Annotated in this window: 15 protein-coding genes and 1 pseudogene; 14 read left to right on the plus strand and 2 right to left on the minus strand. The window is 66.3% G+C overall.

Annotated elements, in window-relative coordinates; genetic code table 11:
• The 4 genes from QN152_05590 to QN152_05605 form a co-directional block, all read left to right on the plus strand.
• On the plus strand, nucleotides 1-200 hold a 200-nt coding region (locus QN152_05590), incomplete at its 5' end, for a hypothetical protein (GenBank protein ID MDR7538993.1).
• Nucleotides 201-216: 16 nt separating this feature from the next.
• The gene (locus QN152_05595) at nucleotides 217-990 is read left to right on the plus strand and encodes a methyltransferase domain-containing protein (protein MDR7538994.1); all 774 of its coding nucleotides are present in this window, start codon (nucleotides 217-219) and stop codon (nucleotides 988-990) included.
• 3 nt (nucleotides 991-993) lie between these two features.
• A complete protein-coding gene (locus QN152_05600; GenBank protein ID MDR7538995.1) occupies nucleotides 994-2,259 on the plus strand; it encodes a glycosyltransferase family 4 protein in 1,266 nt (421 codons plus the stop codon).
• 71 nt (nucleotides 2,260-2,330) lie between these two features.
• Nucleotides 2,331-3,431, plus strand: a complete 1,101-nt coding sequence (locus QN152_05605) for a glycosyltransferase family 4 protein (protein MDR7538996.1) — start codon at nucleotides 2,331-2,333, stop codon at nucleotides 3,429-3,431.
• 169 nt (nucleotides 3,432-3,600) lie between these two features.
• Here the strand turns inward: QN152_05605 and QN152_05610 are convergent, their stop codons facing one another.
• Complete coding sequence (locus QN152_05610) at nucleotides 3,601-3,954, minus strand: hypothetical protein (GenBank protein MDR7538997.1); 354 nt, start codon at nucleotides 3,952-3,954, stop codon at nucleotides 3,601-3,603.
• A 370-nt stretch (nucleotides 3,955-4,324) separates the two neighbouring features.
• Here QN152_05610 and QN152_05615 point away from each other — a divergent pair, with 370 nt between their 5' ends.
• The 6 genes and pseudogenes from QN152_05615 to QN152_05640 all read left to right on the plus strand — a co-directional run bounded on the left by QN152_05615 (nucleotide 4,325) and on the right by QN152_05640 (nucleotide 9,460).
• On the plus strand, nucleotides 4,325-5,584 hold the full coding sequence (locus QN152_05615) for an oligosaccharide flippase family protein (GenBank protein ID MDR7538998.1): 1,260 nt from the start codon (nucleotides 4,325-4,327) through the stop codon (nucleotides 5,582-5,584).
• Nucleotides 5,584-6,258 carry a class I SAM-dependent methyltransferase gene (locus QN152_05620; protein MDR7538999.1) on the plus strand — a complete coding sequence of 225 codons (675 nt, stop codon included), beginning with the start codon at nucleotides 5,584-5,586 and terminating at the stop codon, nucleotides 6,256-6,258. The genes QN152_05615 and QN152_05620 overlap by 1 nt, the downstream gene beginning before the upstream one ends.
• A 10-nt stretch (nucleotides 6,259-6,268) precedes the next feature.
• Nucleotides 6,269-7,078, plus strand: a complete 810-nt coding sequence (locus tag QN152_05625; protein ID MDR7539000.1) for a class I SAM-dependent methyltransferase — start codon at nucleotides 6,269-6,271, stop codon at nucleotides 7,076-7,078.
• Nucleotides 7,075-7,899, plus strand: a complete 825-nt coding sequence (locus QN152_05630; protein MDR7539001.1) for a glycosyltransferase — start codon at nucleotides 7,075-7,077, stop codon at nucleotides 7,897-7,899. The genes QN152_05625 and QN152_05630 overlap by 4 nt, the downstream gene beginning before the upstream one ends.
• Nucleotides 7,896-9,038 carry a glycosyltransferase family 4 protein gene (locus QN152_05635; protein ID MDR7539002.1) on the plus strand — a complete coding sequence of 381 codons (1,143 nt, stop codon included), beginning with the start codon at nucleotides 7,896-7,898 and terminating at the stop codon, nucleotides 9,036-9,038. Before QN152_05630 ends, QN152_05635 begins: the two co-directional genes overlap by 4 nt.
• 41 nt (nucleotides 9,039-9,079) lie before the next feature.
• Nucleotides 9,080-9,460: pseudogene (locus QN152_05640) on the plus strand (NAD-dependent epimerase/dehydratase family protein).
• Between the two features lie 31 nt (nucleotides 9,461-9,491).
• Here QN152_05640 and QN152_05645 read toward each other — a convergent pair.
• Nucleotides 9,492-10,685 (minus strand): O-antigen ligase family protein, encoded by a 1,194-nt coding sequence (locus QN152_05645; protein MDR7539003.1) that lies wholly within the window; start codon nucleotides 10,683-10,685, stop codon nucleotides 9,492-9,494.
• A 256-nt stretch (nucleotides 10,686-10,941) separates the two neighbouring features.
• On the opposite strand from QN152_05645, the gene QN152_05650 reads away from it, so the two are divergent.
• From QN152_05650 to QN152_05665, 4 genes are all read left to right on the plus strand, one after another.
• The gene (locus QN152_05650; protein ID MDR7539004.1) at nucleotides 10,942-12,324 is read left to right on the plus strand and encodes a sugar transferase; all 1,383 of its coding nucleotides are present in this window, start codon (nucleotides 10,942-10,944) and stop codon (nucleotides 12,322-12,324) included.
• Between the two features lie 77 nt (nucleotides 12,325-12,401).
• Nucleotides 12,402-13,370, plus strand: a complete 969-nt coding sequence (locus QN152_05655; protein ID MDR7539005.1) for a sugar phosphate nucleotidyltransferase — start codon at nucleotides 12,402-12,404, stop codon at nucleotides 13,368-13,370.
• A gap of 140 nt (nucleotides 13,371-13,510) precedes the next feature.
• Complete coding sequence (locus QN152_05660) at nucleotides 13,511-14,326, plus strand: hypothetical protein (protein ID MDR7539006.1); 816 nt, start codon at nucleotides 13,511-13,513, stop codon at nucleotides 14,324-14,326.
• Nucleotides 14,327-14,488: 162 nt separating this feature from the next.
• Nucleotides 14,489-15,343 (plus strand): IclR family transcriptional regulator, encoded by an 855-nt coding sequence (locus QN152_05665; GenBank protein ID MDR7539007.1) that lies wholly within the window; start codon nucleotides 14,489-14,491, stop codon nucleotides 15,341-15,343.

Genomic DNA, 15,343 nt, shown 5'->3' on the forward strand with positions numbered 1-15,343 from the left:
GAGCTGGATTCGTCCACCACGTCTTGAGCCTCCTGGAAGACGCTGCACGTCGGGAAGCCCTGGGGGCGGCCGCGCAGGCTTGGGTTGACGAGCGCTTGCGGTGGCCGAGCTCCGCCACACGTGTTCGAGAGCTGTACGAGGGGCTTGTGCGGATGACCCCAACACCCTCCGGCGACGAGGTCGGAAGGGATGGGGGCTAGGATCGTCCGGACGATCTTGAGATCCATCCGCTTCGTCAACACTGCGGCGGCGGGTGCAGCGATACGGCTGACACGCTGGTCAGGCAAATCCCAGGATTTCGTTCACCCCAAGCACCTCCTGGAGGCCGACGCTGACCATGCATGGTACCTCTCCGTCCTTGACCTCTCCGACGTCGTTCTCGACGTGGGGTGCGGAAATGCCCGGCACACCGCGCGGGCAGCCGCTGTGGCCCGTCTCGCCGTGGGTCTGGATAGGGACTCCGCCCAACTCCAGTCGGGCCTGCACCACATTCGAAGGTTGGGTCTGAGTAATTGCCATCTCCTCGAAGCCAGCGCCGAGAGTCCACTCCCGTTGCAGAGCAACAGCGTCTCCGTTGTGCTCCTCCTGGACGTCCTGGAGCACCTGGAGCGGCGGCAGGAGGCGCTGCGGGAGATCCACCGGGTGTTGGAAGACAACGGTCTGTTGCTCGTCTCCGCACCCAACCGCCAGACGTCCTGGAAACGTCGTCTCCAGGCTGCGGGCCTCTGTGTGTACGCGGACCGTGATCACAAGATCGAGTACACCCTGAGCGAGCTGGAGGACGAACTCCGCCGCGCGGGTTTCCTCATCGTGACTCCTCCGGCTCCCGTCGTTTACGACAGTCCCTGGGCTGGTTTGGGAGACCTCGTGGGGGCGGTTTCCCTTCCACTGTATAGGCGCATTGTGCAGTGGAAGCGCGAGGCGGCGCTCCGTAAACCCGAGGAGAGCACCGGCTTCCGCATCGTCTGCAGAAAGGCCTCCGGGGGCTGATTCGTGCGCATCGTCTTCGTGTGTGAGTACTACCTGCCCTTCCTGCCGGGTGGGGCGGAGGTGAGCACAGACCTGCTGGCTAGGGGATTGGAGCGCGCGGGGCACCGGGTCACTGTGGTTACACCGAATTACGGGGCGGCTTCCGTCGAGGAGCTCGGAGGCGTCCGTGTGCACCGGTTTCGGTACTGGGGGGGCCTGAGGCCGGGCGTGGGGAGGGTCAGCACGATCAAGAATGCCAACCCGGCATTCTACGCGCTGATAGCCTTCCACGTGTACAGGGTGGCCCGGAAGGAGGGGGCTGAGATCATTCACGCCCATCATCCCAATGTTCTTCCGGGGGCGGCCATTGCCGCATTGGCAATCAGGCGCCCCCTGGTCTTCACTCTTCGCGATACGAGTCTCGTCTGCCCAATCGGTGGTGGATGTCTCTTGTTCAAGACCAGCGTTCCGCGTGATTGCGGTCTGGGGAAACTCCTTAGAGAGTGCCTGCGTGACTACTACCCCCTTTACGGCCGGCCTTCACCCCAACCATTGCTGTACCGACTCCTCATGCCCCTCCGGTGGGTGGACGTACGCCTGAAGCAAACGGTGATGAACCGTGCCCGCATCGTCGGCGTGAGCGAGGGGATTCTGGACGTCTATAGGTTGGCCGGCCGCCTCCGCCGCATTGCAGGGGAACCCGTATACACGGCAGCGCCCGAGGTTGATGATAGCGGGCTCCCCGAGGGCCAGCGTGCGGAGCTGCTTGTCCGCCATGGAATTCCCGGGGGGCACATCGTCCTCTATGCCGGTAAACGGTCGTTCGGCAAGGGGATGCATGTGTTCGTCGAGGCCGCCCGTCGCGTGCGCAGGGAGCGATCCGATGTGACGTTCCTCGCCGTCGGTAAGGGCGGGTTAGGGGGAGATCCGGTGAGGGTGTTGGAGGCGATTCCGCAGGATGAGCTCTTCCAGCTCTACGCCCTCGCCGACATCGTGGTCGTCCCTTCGCTCTGGCCTGAGCCTTTCAGCCGCGTCCTCCTGGAGGCTTCGGCCCATGGCACGCCCTGTGTGGCGACGAAGGTCGGTGGGACCCCCGAGGCCGTCGTTGATGGGGAGACCGGAGTCCTCGTCCCCCCCGGGGACCCGGAGGCTCTCGCGCAGGTCATCTTAAGTCTCCTCGCCGACGATGCCCGGAGGAGGCGACTGGGGTCGAACGCGCGTGTTCACGTGCGTGAGCACTTCAGTCTGGACACCGCGGTAGCTCGGATTCTTTCGGTCTACGCTCGGTGAGTCGGTCGGGAGTATTGGCAGAGCAGTTAGTGCTGGGGATCCTCCCTCCCTTGGGGAGCGGACTCCGCCAGTTGGCCCTCGCGGGTCAACTTTCCCGATTTCTGGGGTCCTACATCCCTGCTTACCTGGAGCGCTTCGCGGGTGTGGAACTGTTCAGCTATCTGAACGAGCGACTGGAGGACTATACAGAGGACGCGGAGCTGCGAGCACGGGTGCGCCTCCACGGGTGGAGGGGGGAGGCACCCACGAGTGTTCGGGCGCTCACCCTCCCCTTCCTCCACCGGGGGGCCTTTCGGCGCTGCGCCGTGCTGCGGGTCATGCAGGTCACCGGGGCGCTTCCTGCAATCATGGCCAAGCGGGCCTACGATATCCCCTATGTGACCACGTACGGATTCCGGTACGCGCATTTCGCCAGAACTTTCACCGGATCCCGGCTGCGCGCGGCAGTACTCCGGGTACTGGAATGGTCCTCGCTCCGTTTCGCCGACCGTGTGGTTGTGACGACGGCCAGCCTTGCGAGGTATGTCAGCCGGCAGGTTGCACCGGATCGCATTGTCCTGATACCCAACGGCGTCGACCCCGACCAGTTTAGTCCTTCGGCGAGACCCCGTCGGTTGGGTGTAGAGGCGCGGATCATATTTGTGGGCCGTCTTGTTCACCAGAAGAACCTGTTGACGCTTCTGGAGGCCCTAGCCCTCGTGGCCCGTGATCATCCGGTGCGGCTTGTGTTGATCGGCGATGGGCCTCTACGTGGAATCCTGGAGGAACGGGCAAGGAGCGCTTCCTTTCCCGTGGAGTTCGTGGGCGTCGTCTCCCACGACCGGTTGCCGGAGCATCTTGCTTCCGCAGACGTTTTCGTCCTCCCCTCGTTAATTGAGGGGCACCCCAAGGCGCTCTTGGAGGCCATGGCCTGCGCGGTACCGTGTGTGGCCGCAGACGTCGAGGGATGTCGCGAAGTAGTTGCCCCCGAGGAGACCGGTCTGCTATTCGACCCCCGGGACGTATCGGATATGGCACGTCAGATCAGGCGCGTCCTCGTTGACCAGGCGCTGGCGGCCCGGTTGGGGGAACAGGCCAGGGCCTCGGTGGTGGACCGCTTTGCCCTCCCCCGCCTCCTCCGATTGGAGACCGGACTCCTTCACGCGCTGGCCACTGGGGCGCACCGTGGCTGATAATCCTCACGGGCGCAGTAGAGATCCTCATCTACATAGGGAGGTGTTTGAACGTTACGCGCAAACGCATCCCATGTCGGGACCCGTTGCGCCGCTGCTTCTTCAGATCCTCAGGGAGGCGGCTAGGCCGGGGTGGCTGGTCGATCTTGGCTGTGGTGATGGCCGTCTACTACGTGCGCTCGCCTCTCTCTTCCCCGCCGGCGACGAAGCTCACTCGGGGAGATTGGTGGGGGTCGAGATTAGTTACGAGCGCGCCCGGCGCGTCCAGCGCGACGGATTTGTTCTCGTTTGCGGCAATGCAGAGAGCCTTCCATTCTGTGAGAGGAGCGTAGCGGTCATCCTCATGATCGAGGTCATTGAGCACCTTGCTCATCCGGCTCGCGCTGTGGAGGAAGTTGCGCGCGTCCTGCAGTCGGATGGCCTGCTCGTAATCAGTACTCCGAACTATCCGGCAAAGCGATTCTACGACACTCTCGCCTATCTGCGTGGGATGCGTGCATCCTGGCGTGACGATCCGACGCATTTCTCTCCGATGACCGTGCGGCACCTGCTTCGACTTCTGCGTGCAAACTTCAGGCATGTAGAACTGCTGCCGAGTTATCTCCTGGGAGAATCACGGATCGCTGCGCTGCGAAGGCTACGTGCGGCGCGTCATCCGCTTGCACACGTCCTCAGTCACAAGCTTATTGCCCTGTGCCGGGAGCCGGTGCGGAGCCGGTTTGGGCGGTGACCCTGCAGTGGCAGACGTACAGCATGAATTCACGACCGCGGCTCCCAAATTATTTCCTATCCCCCGGCCGTTCGGGCAAACCGCCCTTTTGCTCCCCGCGTCTAGCAATGTCTTTGCTATGCCGGCTGCGGTCTAATGGCCCGTCTGGATCCGTGAGGCAGCGATGAGGGAGACCCGGTCCCCGGCTTTGTCCTCCCCCCTGGTGGCGGACCAGTCCCTTGGCGCCCGAGTGGGCCAGATTGTCCGCGACGGACTGGTCCTCTCAGCTGCGAGGGCGAGCACCGCGGCCGCAACATTCATCATAGCCTGGATCTTCGCGCGTCTGGGTACTGCTGAGGTGTTTGGCCAGTACCAGTACATCCGTGCTATCTTGGGAGCGCTGGCAGTGGTGACGTTCCCCGGCATGAATGTGGCCATCGCGCAGGCAGCAGCGCGTGGCCACCTGGGTACCCTCCTGCCTGCTACCCGCCAGCGTTTCAGGGCCGCCCTTGCTGGATCATTGCTTCTGGTAGCCTTAGCGGTAGTCTTCTTCGTCCGGGGGCAGAGAGGGGTGGCTGGTTCCCTACTTGTCGCTGCACCGTTATTCCCAGTTGCCTCCGTATCGGATGCCTACCTCGGGCAGCTGAGCGGCCAAATGGCCTTTCAAGTTCTCAGTATAGCCCAGATGACCGCAGCGCTGGGGCCTACCGTACCTGTCGCCCTAGTCCTCCTGGCCGGACTGCCGTTGCCGTGGATCGTGGTCGCCGCCCTACTGGGAGCGATCCTTCCTCACGTCGCGTTCTTTCTGGCGACCGTTCGGCGGATCCCTGCCACCGCCCGGAGCGATGATAGCAGCCTCGTCTACGGACGCCGGGTATCGGGCGTGTACGCGATTGGGATCCTCCATGCACATGCGGCGAGTCTCGTGGTAGGGACCCTTCTCGACCACGTGAACCTGGCCGTGTTCGCGGTGGCCTCAGTCTGGGGAGAACTCCTCAAGCAGGGGATGGCGCTAGTCAACGCTCAACTATTCCCTCGGCTCGCCGCGGCCGCCCCACGCGACGCGCTACGCTTGTTCAGACGGACTACCGCTGCCGGGCTCGGTATCGTCGCTGCCGTCGGAGGGGGTGTCATCCTGGCCGTCCCCGTGGTGATGGGGTACCTCTTTCCGCCGATGTACCGGGAGAGCGTGCCCTACGCACAGATTCTCGTGGCGGGAATGATTGTGGCGTTCGTGGGGAATCAAGTGAATACCTACTTCTCCGCGCGAGCGCGAGCGTTTCCGCAGTACGCCTTGGGGCTGTCCAACTTCCTGGTGGAGGTCGTGTTTCTGGTTGTGCTCGTTCCCTCGTATGGCCTCCTGGGTGCTGTGCTGGCCCGGACGATCGGGCGCGTGTGGCACTCGATCTACGGATGGTGGTTGGTCAGGCGGGAGGGAAAGTAGTGCCCGTACATCGTTGGACGCTGCGCCGGCGCCTGCTGGACGATCACCTCAAGCAAGCGGCTCCGTTGGTGCAGGGGATTGTATTGGACGTAGGGGGAGAACGGGTAGGCTATCGCGGGCGGTTTCGGCCGCCGCGCGGTGTGCGCTGGGTCTACGCAAACCTCGACCTCACCACCCGGCCTGACATAGTCTGCGACGCGCACGCTCTGGGCATCCGAGATGAGGCGGTTGACGCCGTCGTCTGCGTGGAGGTCTTGGAACACGTGGCGAACCCTCGGGCCGTTTTGGCGGAGATCCACCGGGTGCTTCGCCCCCGGGGCACGCTCCTGCTGGCGACGCCTTTCCTCTACCGACTGCACGGCGATCCCTACGACTACCAGCGGGTGACCGATCACTGGCTCTACGAGGTTCTGGGACAACTGGGGTTCCGCGTGGTACACCTTGCCCGGCAGGGTGCGTTCTTTACCGTAGTGGCCGACATGGTGCATCAGGCTGTGACGGGAGCGGCCCACCGGTGGATCCGGGCTCTCTTCACGCCGCCGTTGCTTGCCATTCAGGTCCTCTGCCCATGGCTTGATCGTCGGCTGCGCGCGCACGCCTCTCCGCTGCTCAGCAGCTTTACGACGGGCTTCTTCGTGGTTGCGATACGGGACAAAGGCAAACGTGACACCTGAGGCTGCGTGGGTGTGGCAAGGCGGAAGGCTGGTCCAGTACGGGCGGGCACCCGATAAGGACTACTGGACGAAGCTGTGGGCACAGGTAGATCGAGAGGAGCTGCTTGCTGGGTCAAGAGAGGACTTGGTTCTGCTCGCCGCCTTTCGCCGCCACCTGCCCCGTGAGGGGAGGATCCTGGAGGCGGGGTGCGGCCTCGGACAGTGGGTGCAGGTGCTGCGTGAGGAGGGTTTCTACATTGAAGGAGTAGATTGGAGTATTGCCACGATTGAACTGCTGCGCAGATCTGTGCCCCATCTCCCTGTGTGGTACGGCGATGTCCGGCAGCTGCCGGTGCCAGATGGGCACTATCAAGCAGTGATCGCCCTCGGTGTTGTTGAACACTTTCCCGAGGGACCGGCGGCAGTACTGCGGGAGTTCGTGCGTATCCTTGCGGCAGGCGGTGTTCTCATCCTCTCTGTCCCCTACGTCTCTCCGCTGCGGCGTCTGAAGGCCGCCGTGGGATGGTACCGGCCAACTCTCCCTGTCGCTCAGGTGTTTTACCAGTACGCATTCCGGCTCGAAGAGATGGACGAACTACTGGCGGCAGTTGGCCTTCACATAGAAGCCCACATTCCCTACGACGCTGTCCTGGGGCTCCGAACCGAGGTTGGAATTGTAAATGCCCTTTATCGTTGGACCTGCAAGCAGGGACGAGGTTCCAGGTCGCAGCCTCGCGGGCGCCGGAAAAGGCCCTGGGCTAGGATCCTCCATGCTGCTTCGCGTCTTGGGCTAATGCGGCACCTCGCCGGTCATATGATGCTTTACGTGGCGCGTCGATGATACCCGCACGGATCGATGTCGTCATGGCGGTTCGGAACGGGGGCCGCTACCTCCAGGAGGCGGTCGATAGCATGCTGGGCCAGAGTTACCCGCACATCCAGCTGATCGTTGTGGATGATGGCTCGACCGACGCGACCCCCCAGATCCTGGCTGAAGCGGCCGCCCGCGACCCTAGGGTGAAGGTGATCCGCAGGCTCCAGAGCGGCCTGAGCCGATCGTTGAACGCAGGCATTCAGAGCGGGCAGGCGCCCTACGTGGCACGGATGGATGCGGACGACATTTCCCTTCCTGACCGCCTCGCGGTTCAGGTGGCCTTTCTGGAGCGCAATCCCGATGTGGCCCTGCTCGGTACTGCCTGCTACGATCTGGACTACTCTGGCCGCATCCGGTCGCGGCTGGAAATGCCACAGACCGATGCAGCCATCCGGCGCGCCCTGATTCGGTACAATCCGTTCTTCCACTCCACGGTGATGATGCGCCGGGCGGCTCTCGAGCGCGTCGGCCTCTACCGAGAGGACCTCACCGGCGCAGAGGACTACGATCTCTGGTTTCGGTTCGCCCTCTACTACAGGCTCGCTAACCTTTCCTACCCCTTGGTGTGTCGCCGGAGTGAGCGCGAAGGGAGCGTCTCCGTCACGAGGGAGCAGAGACAGATCTGGGAAGCGATTGGTATCCGCTGGCAAGCGGTCCGGCGGGGGATGTATCCGTTCTGGGCGTCGGTGTTCCTCGTACGGCCTGCGCTCATGCTGCTTATGCCCGCGTGGCTGCGCCGGGCCTTGCGTCTCCGTGCACGGGCATCAGGCCTGGTGGTGCGTCGGTGAAGGATCTGCGGCTCCTGCTGGCGGTTACCCTCGGAGAGTGGGGTGGCGCGCAGAGGTACGTCGAGCAGATCGCCCTGGCTGCCCGCAACGTCTTTAAGGTGACGGTTGTCTGTGGCCGGGGCGGCGCCCTGCCGGCACGCTTGGCAGTGCACGGCATCTCCGCGATAAAACTGCCTGACCTTGGGCGGTTTCCCAGTCCGTGGGGGGATACTCGGGCGCTGGTCCAGTTGGTGCGCATCCTCCGCCAAGGCAGATTCAACCTTCTGCATGCAAACAGCACCAAGGCCGGCCTCATGGTCCGGGCAGCGGCGGCGCTGGTCGCCCGGGACACCCCCGTGGTCTTCACCGCTCACGGGTGGGCCTTTACAGAGGGGCGCCCGGATCCAATCCGGAAGGTCCTGGCGTATCTCGAGCGATGGGCGGCCGCCCGGACCTCTGCCATCATCTGCGTCTCCGAGTACGACCGTGCGCTGGCGGCCCGTCTGGCCGTTGCCGACCTGAGCCGCATGAGGGTCATCTATAACGGCGTCGATCCCTCCTCCTTTGACCGGTTACCGCGCAAGTCACCTCACAACGGTCGCTTGCTCATCGTTATGGTGGGTCGCCTGCGCGCACCGAAAGATCCATTTACTCTTGTGGAGGCTGTGCGGTTGGTCCCGGGGGCGGAACTGGTTATTGTCGGCGGCGGTCCCATGCGCAGGCGGGTGGAAGCACTGGCGCGTCGCAAGGGTCTCGGGGAGCGGGTGAGAGTGTTGGGCTTCCGTGAGGATGTTACCCGGCTCCTGGCAGATGCGGACGTGTTCGCTCTCCCCACCTACTGGGAGGGGATGCCGCTGGCTGTGATCGAGGCGATGATGGCCGGCCTGCCGGTTATCGCTAGCCGTGTCGGCGGAATCCCCGAGGCTGTGCAGGACGGCGTCACAGGTCTCCTGGTTCCGCCCCGCCGGGCCGACCTTCTCGCTCAAGCGCTGGAAACTCTTCGAGACCCGGAGCTCCGTAGTCGGATGGGGGAAGAAGCGCGTCGCGTCGCGAGGGAGCGATTCACCGTCTCCCGGATGACGCAGGAGACCCTGGCGGTGTACGAAGAGTTATTAGGGATGGTTCCCCACGTCCCCGCGCGCGGTATCCGTAGGCACTAAAGTTCCGCATTTGGGAGACCAGAAGGCGTTGCGGCCAGCGCAAGGAGCGGCACTAGGCAGAGAGCTCCGGCGCCCCCGGTGTGGTCGTCTGGGGCAGCGGCACGCCTCGACGTGAGTTCATGCACGTGGACGACCTGGCCGATGCCTGCCTGTTCCTGATGGAGGCCTACGACGCCCCCGAGATCATCAATGTGGGGGTCGGAGCGGACGTGACCATCGCGGAGCTGGCGGAGCTGATCCGGAAGATCGTGGGTTACAGCGGCCGCATCGTCTTTGATCCCTCCAAGCCCGACGGCATGCCCCGCAAGCTGCTGGACGTGAGCCGTCTGCACGCCCTGGGGTGGAGGGCCCGCATTCCCCTAAAGCAGGGCATCCGCCAGACCTACCGCTGGTACCTAGAGACCGTGGCGGGGCGAAGCTAGCCGGAATCCGGAACAGACCTGGACTGCTCTCCTATGGCCGCGCATCGCCTGGGCGGTATAGCGGCGTCTCTGCAGCGCGGATTCCCACGGGGCCCAGGATAAGCAGGGCCAGGAAGCCAAAGCCAAGGTGCACCGACATGATGCTGCCGTCGAACATCTGCGTGGTGAGCAAAACCAGCAGGGCGGCGAAGACGGCGACGGCGGCACCACGGCCTTCGCTTTGGGGCGGGCTGCTCTGCACCCACTGCCAGGCGGCTCGCAGGCCCACCACACACAGCGCCAGGAGAGCGGCCAGACCGACCAGGCCTGTCTCGACGGCAAAGTTCAGCCAGAGGTTGTGGGCAAACGGCGGGTAGAGCTCGGTGGCCTCGGGGAGACGGTAGCGCGGGTAGGCCTGCACGAAGGTCCCGTACCCTGTGCCCAGGAGTGGGTGGTCGGCAACCATCCGGGGGATCGCCCGCCAGATGAGCAGCCGGGAGCGGTTCGCCTCGGCCTCGGGGCGTACCAGGGAGCGGATGTCCCCACCGAGAGCGGGCCAGCGGGCCAGAAGCGTCAGCCCGGCTACGGTGAGGACCGCGGTCCACAAAAGAAGGCGCAGGCGCGCCGGGCGGGGAGCGCCCAGGAGGATGGCCAGCGTCACCCCGACGGCCGCGCCCAGCCAGCCACCCCGGGACCGCGTCAGGATCAGGCCTGCCAGCAGCACAGCGGTCAGTGCGCCGGCCGTCCAGCGGCCGCGCAGGAGTCCGGTCACGGCCAGGGCCACGGTCAGGGTCAGCGCCACCGCCAGCGTCATTCCCAGGCCGTTCTCGCCCACCCCCGGGGTGGTGGCCGCCGCCCAACCTGCAGCGCCTGAGCGGGCCAGTCCCCAGAGGGCTGCGGCCGCGCCCCCGGCCACCCAGATGCGCAGCAGACTGACGATGTCATCCGCTCCGCCGTGGGCGTAGACGGCCACCGAGCGCACAGAGACCACCGCGGTCAGGCCAAAGAGCAGGGCCAGCATCAGGGAGACGCCGCGCCACTGTGAGGCCAGAGCGGACGCCACCGCGGCCAGCGCCAGCGCCAGTAGCGGCGCGTCGATGGCGGTGGGGATCCAGCGCCAGGAGCGTGTCAAAACTTCGACCAGAGCCAGCAGGAAGAGGACGGCCAGTCCGGGGGTGGCATACCCCGCAGAATAGGCGGCCACTGCCAGAAGCAGGACCAGGTCGCGCAGCCGACCGAGACGCACGGCCTCTTCATTATAGGTAGGGCGACAGGTAGAGGCGGGCGTCTATGGGTACGGCGACAGGTAGAGGCGGGCATCACGGACAGGTTGAGCGCCAGAGGCAGGGATCGGCGGGCCTTGGCCCCCGGTGCGGAGGGAAGAGGATACGTGGGGGAGAAAGTCGAGGAAGTTGATGCAGATGCCGGCGCCTACCCTTCCTCCGTCGCCATCGCTTGCAGGCCCGCGCAGCCTGGCCGCGCCCCTGTTCCGGCGTGGAGCCATGTCGCTGCGGTTGACCGAGCGGAAGCTCCTCCTGTTTCTCGGCGACCTCTTCGCCGTCGGCGCGGCGCTCCTGCTGGTCCTGGCGCTGCGCTTCGCCTTTCCGCTGGGCTGGCAGACCGTCGCCGCCCGCCCCATGTGGTTTGCCCTGCTCGCTGGTCTGTGGAGCGTCTGCGCCCCTCTGCTCAACGCCTACGACCTGCGCCGCGCCTCCCGCGCGGGCAGCGGTGTTGCCGTGGGAGCCGGGGTGGCCCTGGTGGTGGCACTGATCTACCTGGCCATTCCCCGCTATACCCCTCACCTGCCCGCGTCGCGGCTGTCCACAGGCCTGTTCCTCCTCCTGGTGGTGGGGCTGGTCGGCGCCTGGCGCGCCGCCTACGCCCTCCTGCTGGTGCAGCCCACCTTCCGCCACCGGGTGCTGGTGCTGGGGGCGGGGTGGGCGGGTCGGTCGCTGGTGGAGGCGGTGCGCTCCCACGCGTCCAGGGAATACGACCTGGTGGGGTTCGTGGACGACGACCCGGCTAAGCAGGGCCGGGAGATCGACGGCTTGGCGGTGCTGGGCACCGCGGAGCAGCTGCGCCAGGTGGCGCAGGTGCACAATGTCTCCGAGGTGGTGGTGGCCATCACCCGCTCCGGGCTCATGGACGGCCGTCTGGTTCAGGTCCTGATGGACTGTCACGAGCAGGGCATCCAGGTGACGCTGATGGCGCCCCTGTACGAGCGTCTTACCGGCCGCGTTCCCGTGGAGCACGCTGGACCGAACCTGCAGGTGGTCCTCCCCGTGGAGCGGGACCCCAACCGGGTCTACCTTCTGGTCAAGCGCGGTGTGGATGTGCTCATCGGGCTGCTCGGGACCGCCGTGCTGGGACTGCTCTTTCCCTTCATCGCTCTGGCCCTGCGTCTGGAGGGACCGGGGCCGCTCTTGTACCGGCAGGTGCGGGTCGGCCGCGGAGGCCGCCACTTCACGCTGGTCAAGTTTCGCACCATGGTCCCTGAGGCGGAACCGGATGGGCCGCAGTGGGCGCAGGAAGGGGACCGGCGCGTCACCCGCGTCGGCCGCTTCCTCCGCCGGCTGCACCTGGATGAGCTGCCCCAGGCCCTCAACCTGCTGCGGGGAGAGATGAGCTTCATCGGGCCGCGGCCAGAGCGGCCGGAGTTCGTGGCGGCGCTGGAGCAGCAGATACCCTTCTACCGGGCCCGCCATGCCGTCCGTCCGGGAATCACGGGATGGGCGCAGGTCAACTACGGCTACGGGAGCTCCGCCGAGGATGCTCTGATCAAGCTGCAGTACGACCTCTACTACGCCAAGCACTGCTCGCTCTTCCTGGACCTGGCCATCCTGGTGCGCACCCTTGGATTGGTCCTCACCCTGCGGGGGCGCTAGGGGCATGGCAGGGGATTCCTGCGTGACGCGCCCGGGGCCCGCGGAGATTCGCGGCAGCGAACTTTTGGGGTGAGCTGGTGCTGGCCATCATCCCTGTCGCCGGCCTGGGCACGCGACTGCGGCCGCACACCCTGGAGCGGCCCAAGGTCCTTCTGCACGTGGCCGGCCGACCCATCCTGGGCCACATCCTGGACGAGATGCTGGCGGCGGGCATCCGCCGCGTGGTGCTGGTCGTGGGCTACCTGGGAGAGCAGATCCGGGAATGGGTGGACCGCCACTACGGGGACAAGCTGGAGGCCGCCTTTGTCGAGCAGGGAGACCCGCTGGGCAACGGCCACGCCGTCTACGTGGCCCGTGATTATCTGGGCGCAGATCCCGTCCTTCTGCTCTTTGGCGACACGATCATCCGAGCTCACCTGCCGGAGCTGCTGACCCGGCCTGAGAGCGCAGCGGGGGTGAAGCCCGTGGACGATCCCCGCCGCTTCGGCATCGCCGAGGTGGACGCGCAGGGCTACATCCGCCGCCTGGTGGAGAAGCCGGAGGTCCCCACGAGCCACCTGGCCCTCACCGGGCTGTACCTGATTCGCAACGCCCTTCGACTGCGCGAGGCCCTGGAGCGAATGGTGCGGGAAGACCGGCGGCAGCGGGGGGAGTTCTGGCTGGTGGACGCCCTGCAGTTGATGCTGGAGGCGGGGGAGCCGATGCGGCCCTTCCCCATCACCCACTGGTACGACTGCGGGACTATCGAGGCGTTGCTGCAGGCCAACCGGGCGCTGCTGGCCCTGGACAGCCCGCCCGTCCCCGCGCTGCCGGACGCGGTGCTCATCCCTCCCGTGGCAGTATCCCCGCAGGCCCAGGTCACCCGATCGGTGGTCGGCCCCTATGTCTCGGTCGGTCCCGGGGCGCGAATCAGCGGAGCGGTGGTGCGGGACAGCATTGTCCACCCCGAGGCCATCATCGAGGATGCCGTGGTATCGGGGGCTGTGATCGCCGAGGGTGCCCGGGTGAGCGGTCCTGCCGCCGCGCCCTCCCCGCCGGATCCCTGATGGTACCTCTGGCGTCCTGCCCGCACCGTCTCGCCTGCCTCACCAGGTTTCCCTTCCCCACGGGCACCCCTGCTGGCGGCCCACCGGTTTGAACCCGGAGATAATGCTCTGTATGCTGTGAACGAGGGGGAACGTGTCTCGTGGCGCGTGACGCGCGGGTTGACAGGTTAACGGAAGCGCTCACCCGACTCGCCGAGGCGCAGGCCCGCACCGAGGGGCAGCTAGCGCAGCTGACGATGCGGGTAGATCAGCTGGCGGCGCGGGTAGATCAGCTGGCGCTGCGGGTAGACCAGCTGGCGGCGGCGCAGGCCCGCACCGAGGACCAGCTAGCACGGCTGACGACGCGGGTAGACCAGCTGGCGGCGGCGCAGGCCCGCACCGAGGACCAGCTAGCACGGCTGACGACGCGGGTAGACCAGCTGGCGGAGGCGCAGGCCCGCACCGAGGACCAGCTAGCACGGCTGACGACGCGGGTAGACCAGCTGGCGGAGGCGCAGGCCCGCACCGAGGCGCGTCTGGAGCAGCTGGCGGCGGCACAGGCGCGCACCGAGGAAGCGGTGCGCGTGCTGGCCCAGCAGGTGGGGCGGTTGAGCGAAACCATCGGGTTTACCCTGGAGGACCTGGCCCGCGAAGTTACCCCCGCTTATCTGGCGCAGCACTTCGCCATCCGCGTCTCCGTCCTGGATCGCCGTTTCTTCACCCTGGACGGCCAGGAGGTGGAAGTCGACCTCTTCGGCGAGGGTACCCGGGACGGGGAACCCATCGCTGTGGTCGGGGAAGTGCGCAGCCGGATCTACGGTGAGGACGTGCAGCGGGTCGCTCAGCGGGCGCTGGACCTGGCGGGACAGCTGCCCGGCAGGCCTGTTGTCGTCCTGTTCGGCTTCGTCATCCACCCCTCCGCCCGCGAGGCCGCCGCACGGCTGGGCGCCATCGTCATCTCCTCGTCCGGGCGTTAAGGCCACGCTGCACTCAGGGCGGTGAACGACGCGCTGTCTAGTCCTGCGTGTCTATCCGCGGTGCGCCGGGGCAGCGCAGGCGTGTGACCCCTGTGGACGTTCCCATTTGACGGCCTCGTGGCCCTCGGTTATAATCCTCAAAACACGGAAGAGGCTTCCGCATTGCGAAAGAAGACGCAGCCCCCCACCGGGCGGCGGCTCAACGGCACGCGGGCCCTGGGGAAAGGGCTGCTGGTGCTGGAACTGGTGGCGGACGCCCAGAGCGCCCAGTCCCTTTCGGCGCTCGCTGCGCAGAGCGGCCTGCCACTGAGCACCGTGCACCGTCTGCTGGTCACCCTCACACAGCAGGGGTTCGTCGAACGAGACGCGCAGACACGCCGCTACCGTCTGGGCGCACGGATGCTCACCCTGGCCGCGGGCGTCCTGCAGCAGGCGGACCTGACGCGAGAGGCTCCGCCCATCATGCAGGAGTTCGTCCGGGAGACAGGCGACGCCATCTCGCTGGCCGCGCTGCAGGACGGCCGGGTGGTGCTGCTGGAGAAGGCCCAGGGCCTGGACGCCCCCCGGCTGTTCCTGCACATTGGGCGACAGGCTCCGGTGCACTCCACCGCCCTGGGCAAGGCGCTGGCGGCGGGGTTGCCCGACCACGACGTCCTGGAGATCCTGAAGCGCCATGGGATGGCGCGCCTCACCCCCCGAACCATCACTACGCCGCGGCGGTTTCTTCTGCACCTGGAGGCGGTGCGCCGCCGCGGGTATGCGCTCGACGACGAGGAGACCGTGGTCGGGGCGCGCTGCCTGGCGGTGCCGGTGCGCAATCACCGGGGCCAGGTGGTGGGCGCGCTCAGCACCTCAGGCCCTACCAGCACGTGGAGTGAGGAGCGGATGGCCACGGTTCTGGCTGCCCTGCAGCACGCGGCCGCCCGCCTCTCCGAACGCCTGGGGTACCGTCCCCCGCGGCAGGTGAACACTCAAGGACGCGCCCCGGCCTCAGCCAGCTGGCCGGGGGTGGAATGA

This window comes from Armatimonadota bacterium, from assembly GCA_031459715.1.
In the GTDB taxonomy this organism is placed as follows: Bacteria; Sysuimicrobiota; Sysuimicrobiia; order Sysuimicrobiales; family Humicultoraceae; genus Humicultor; species Humicultor tengchongensis.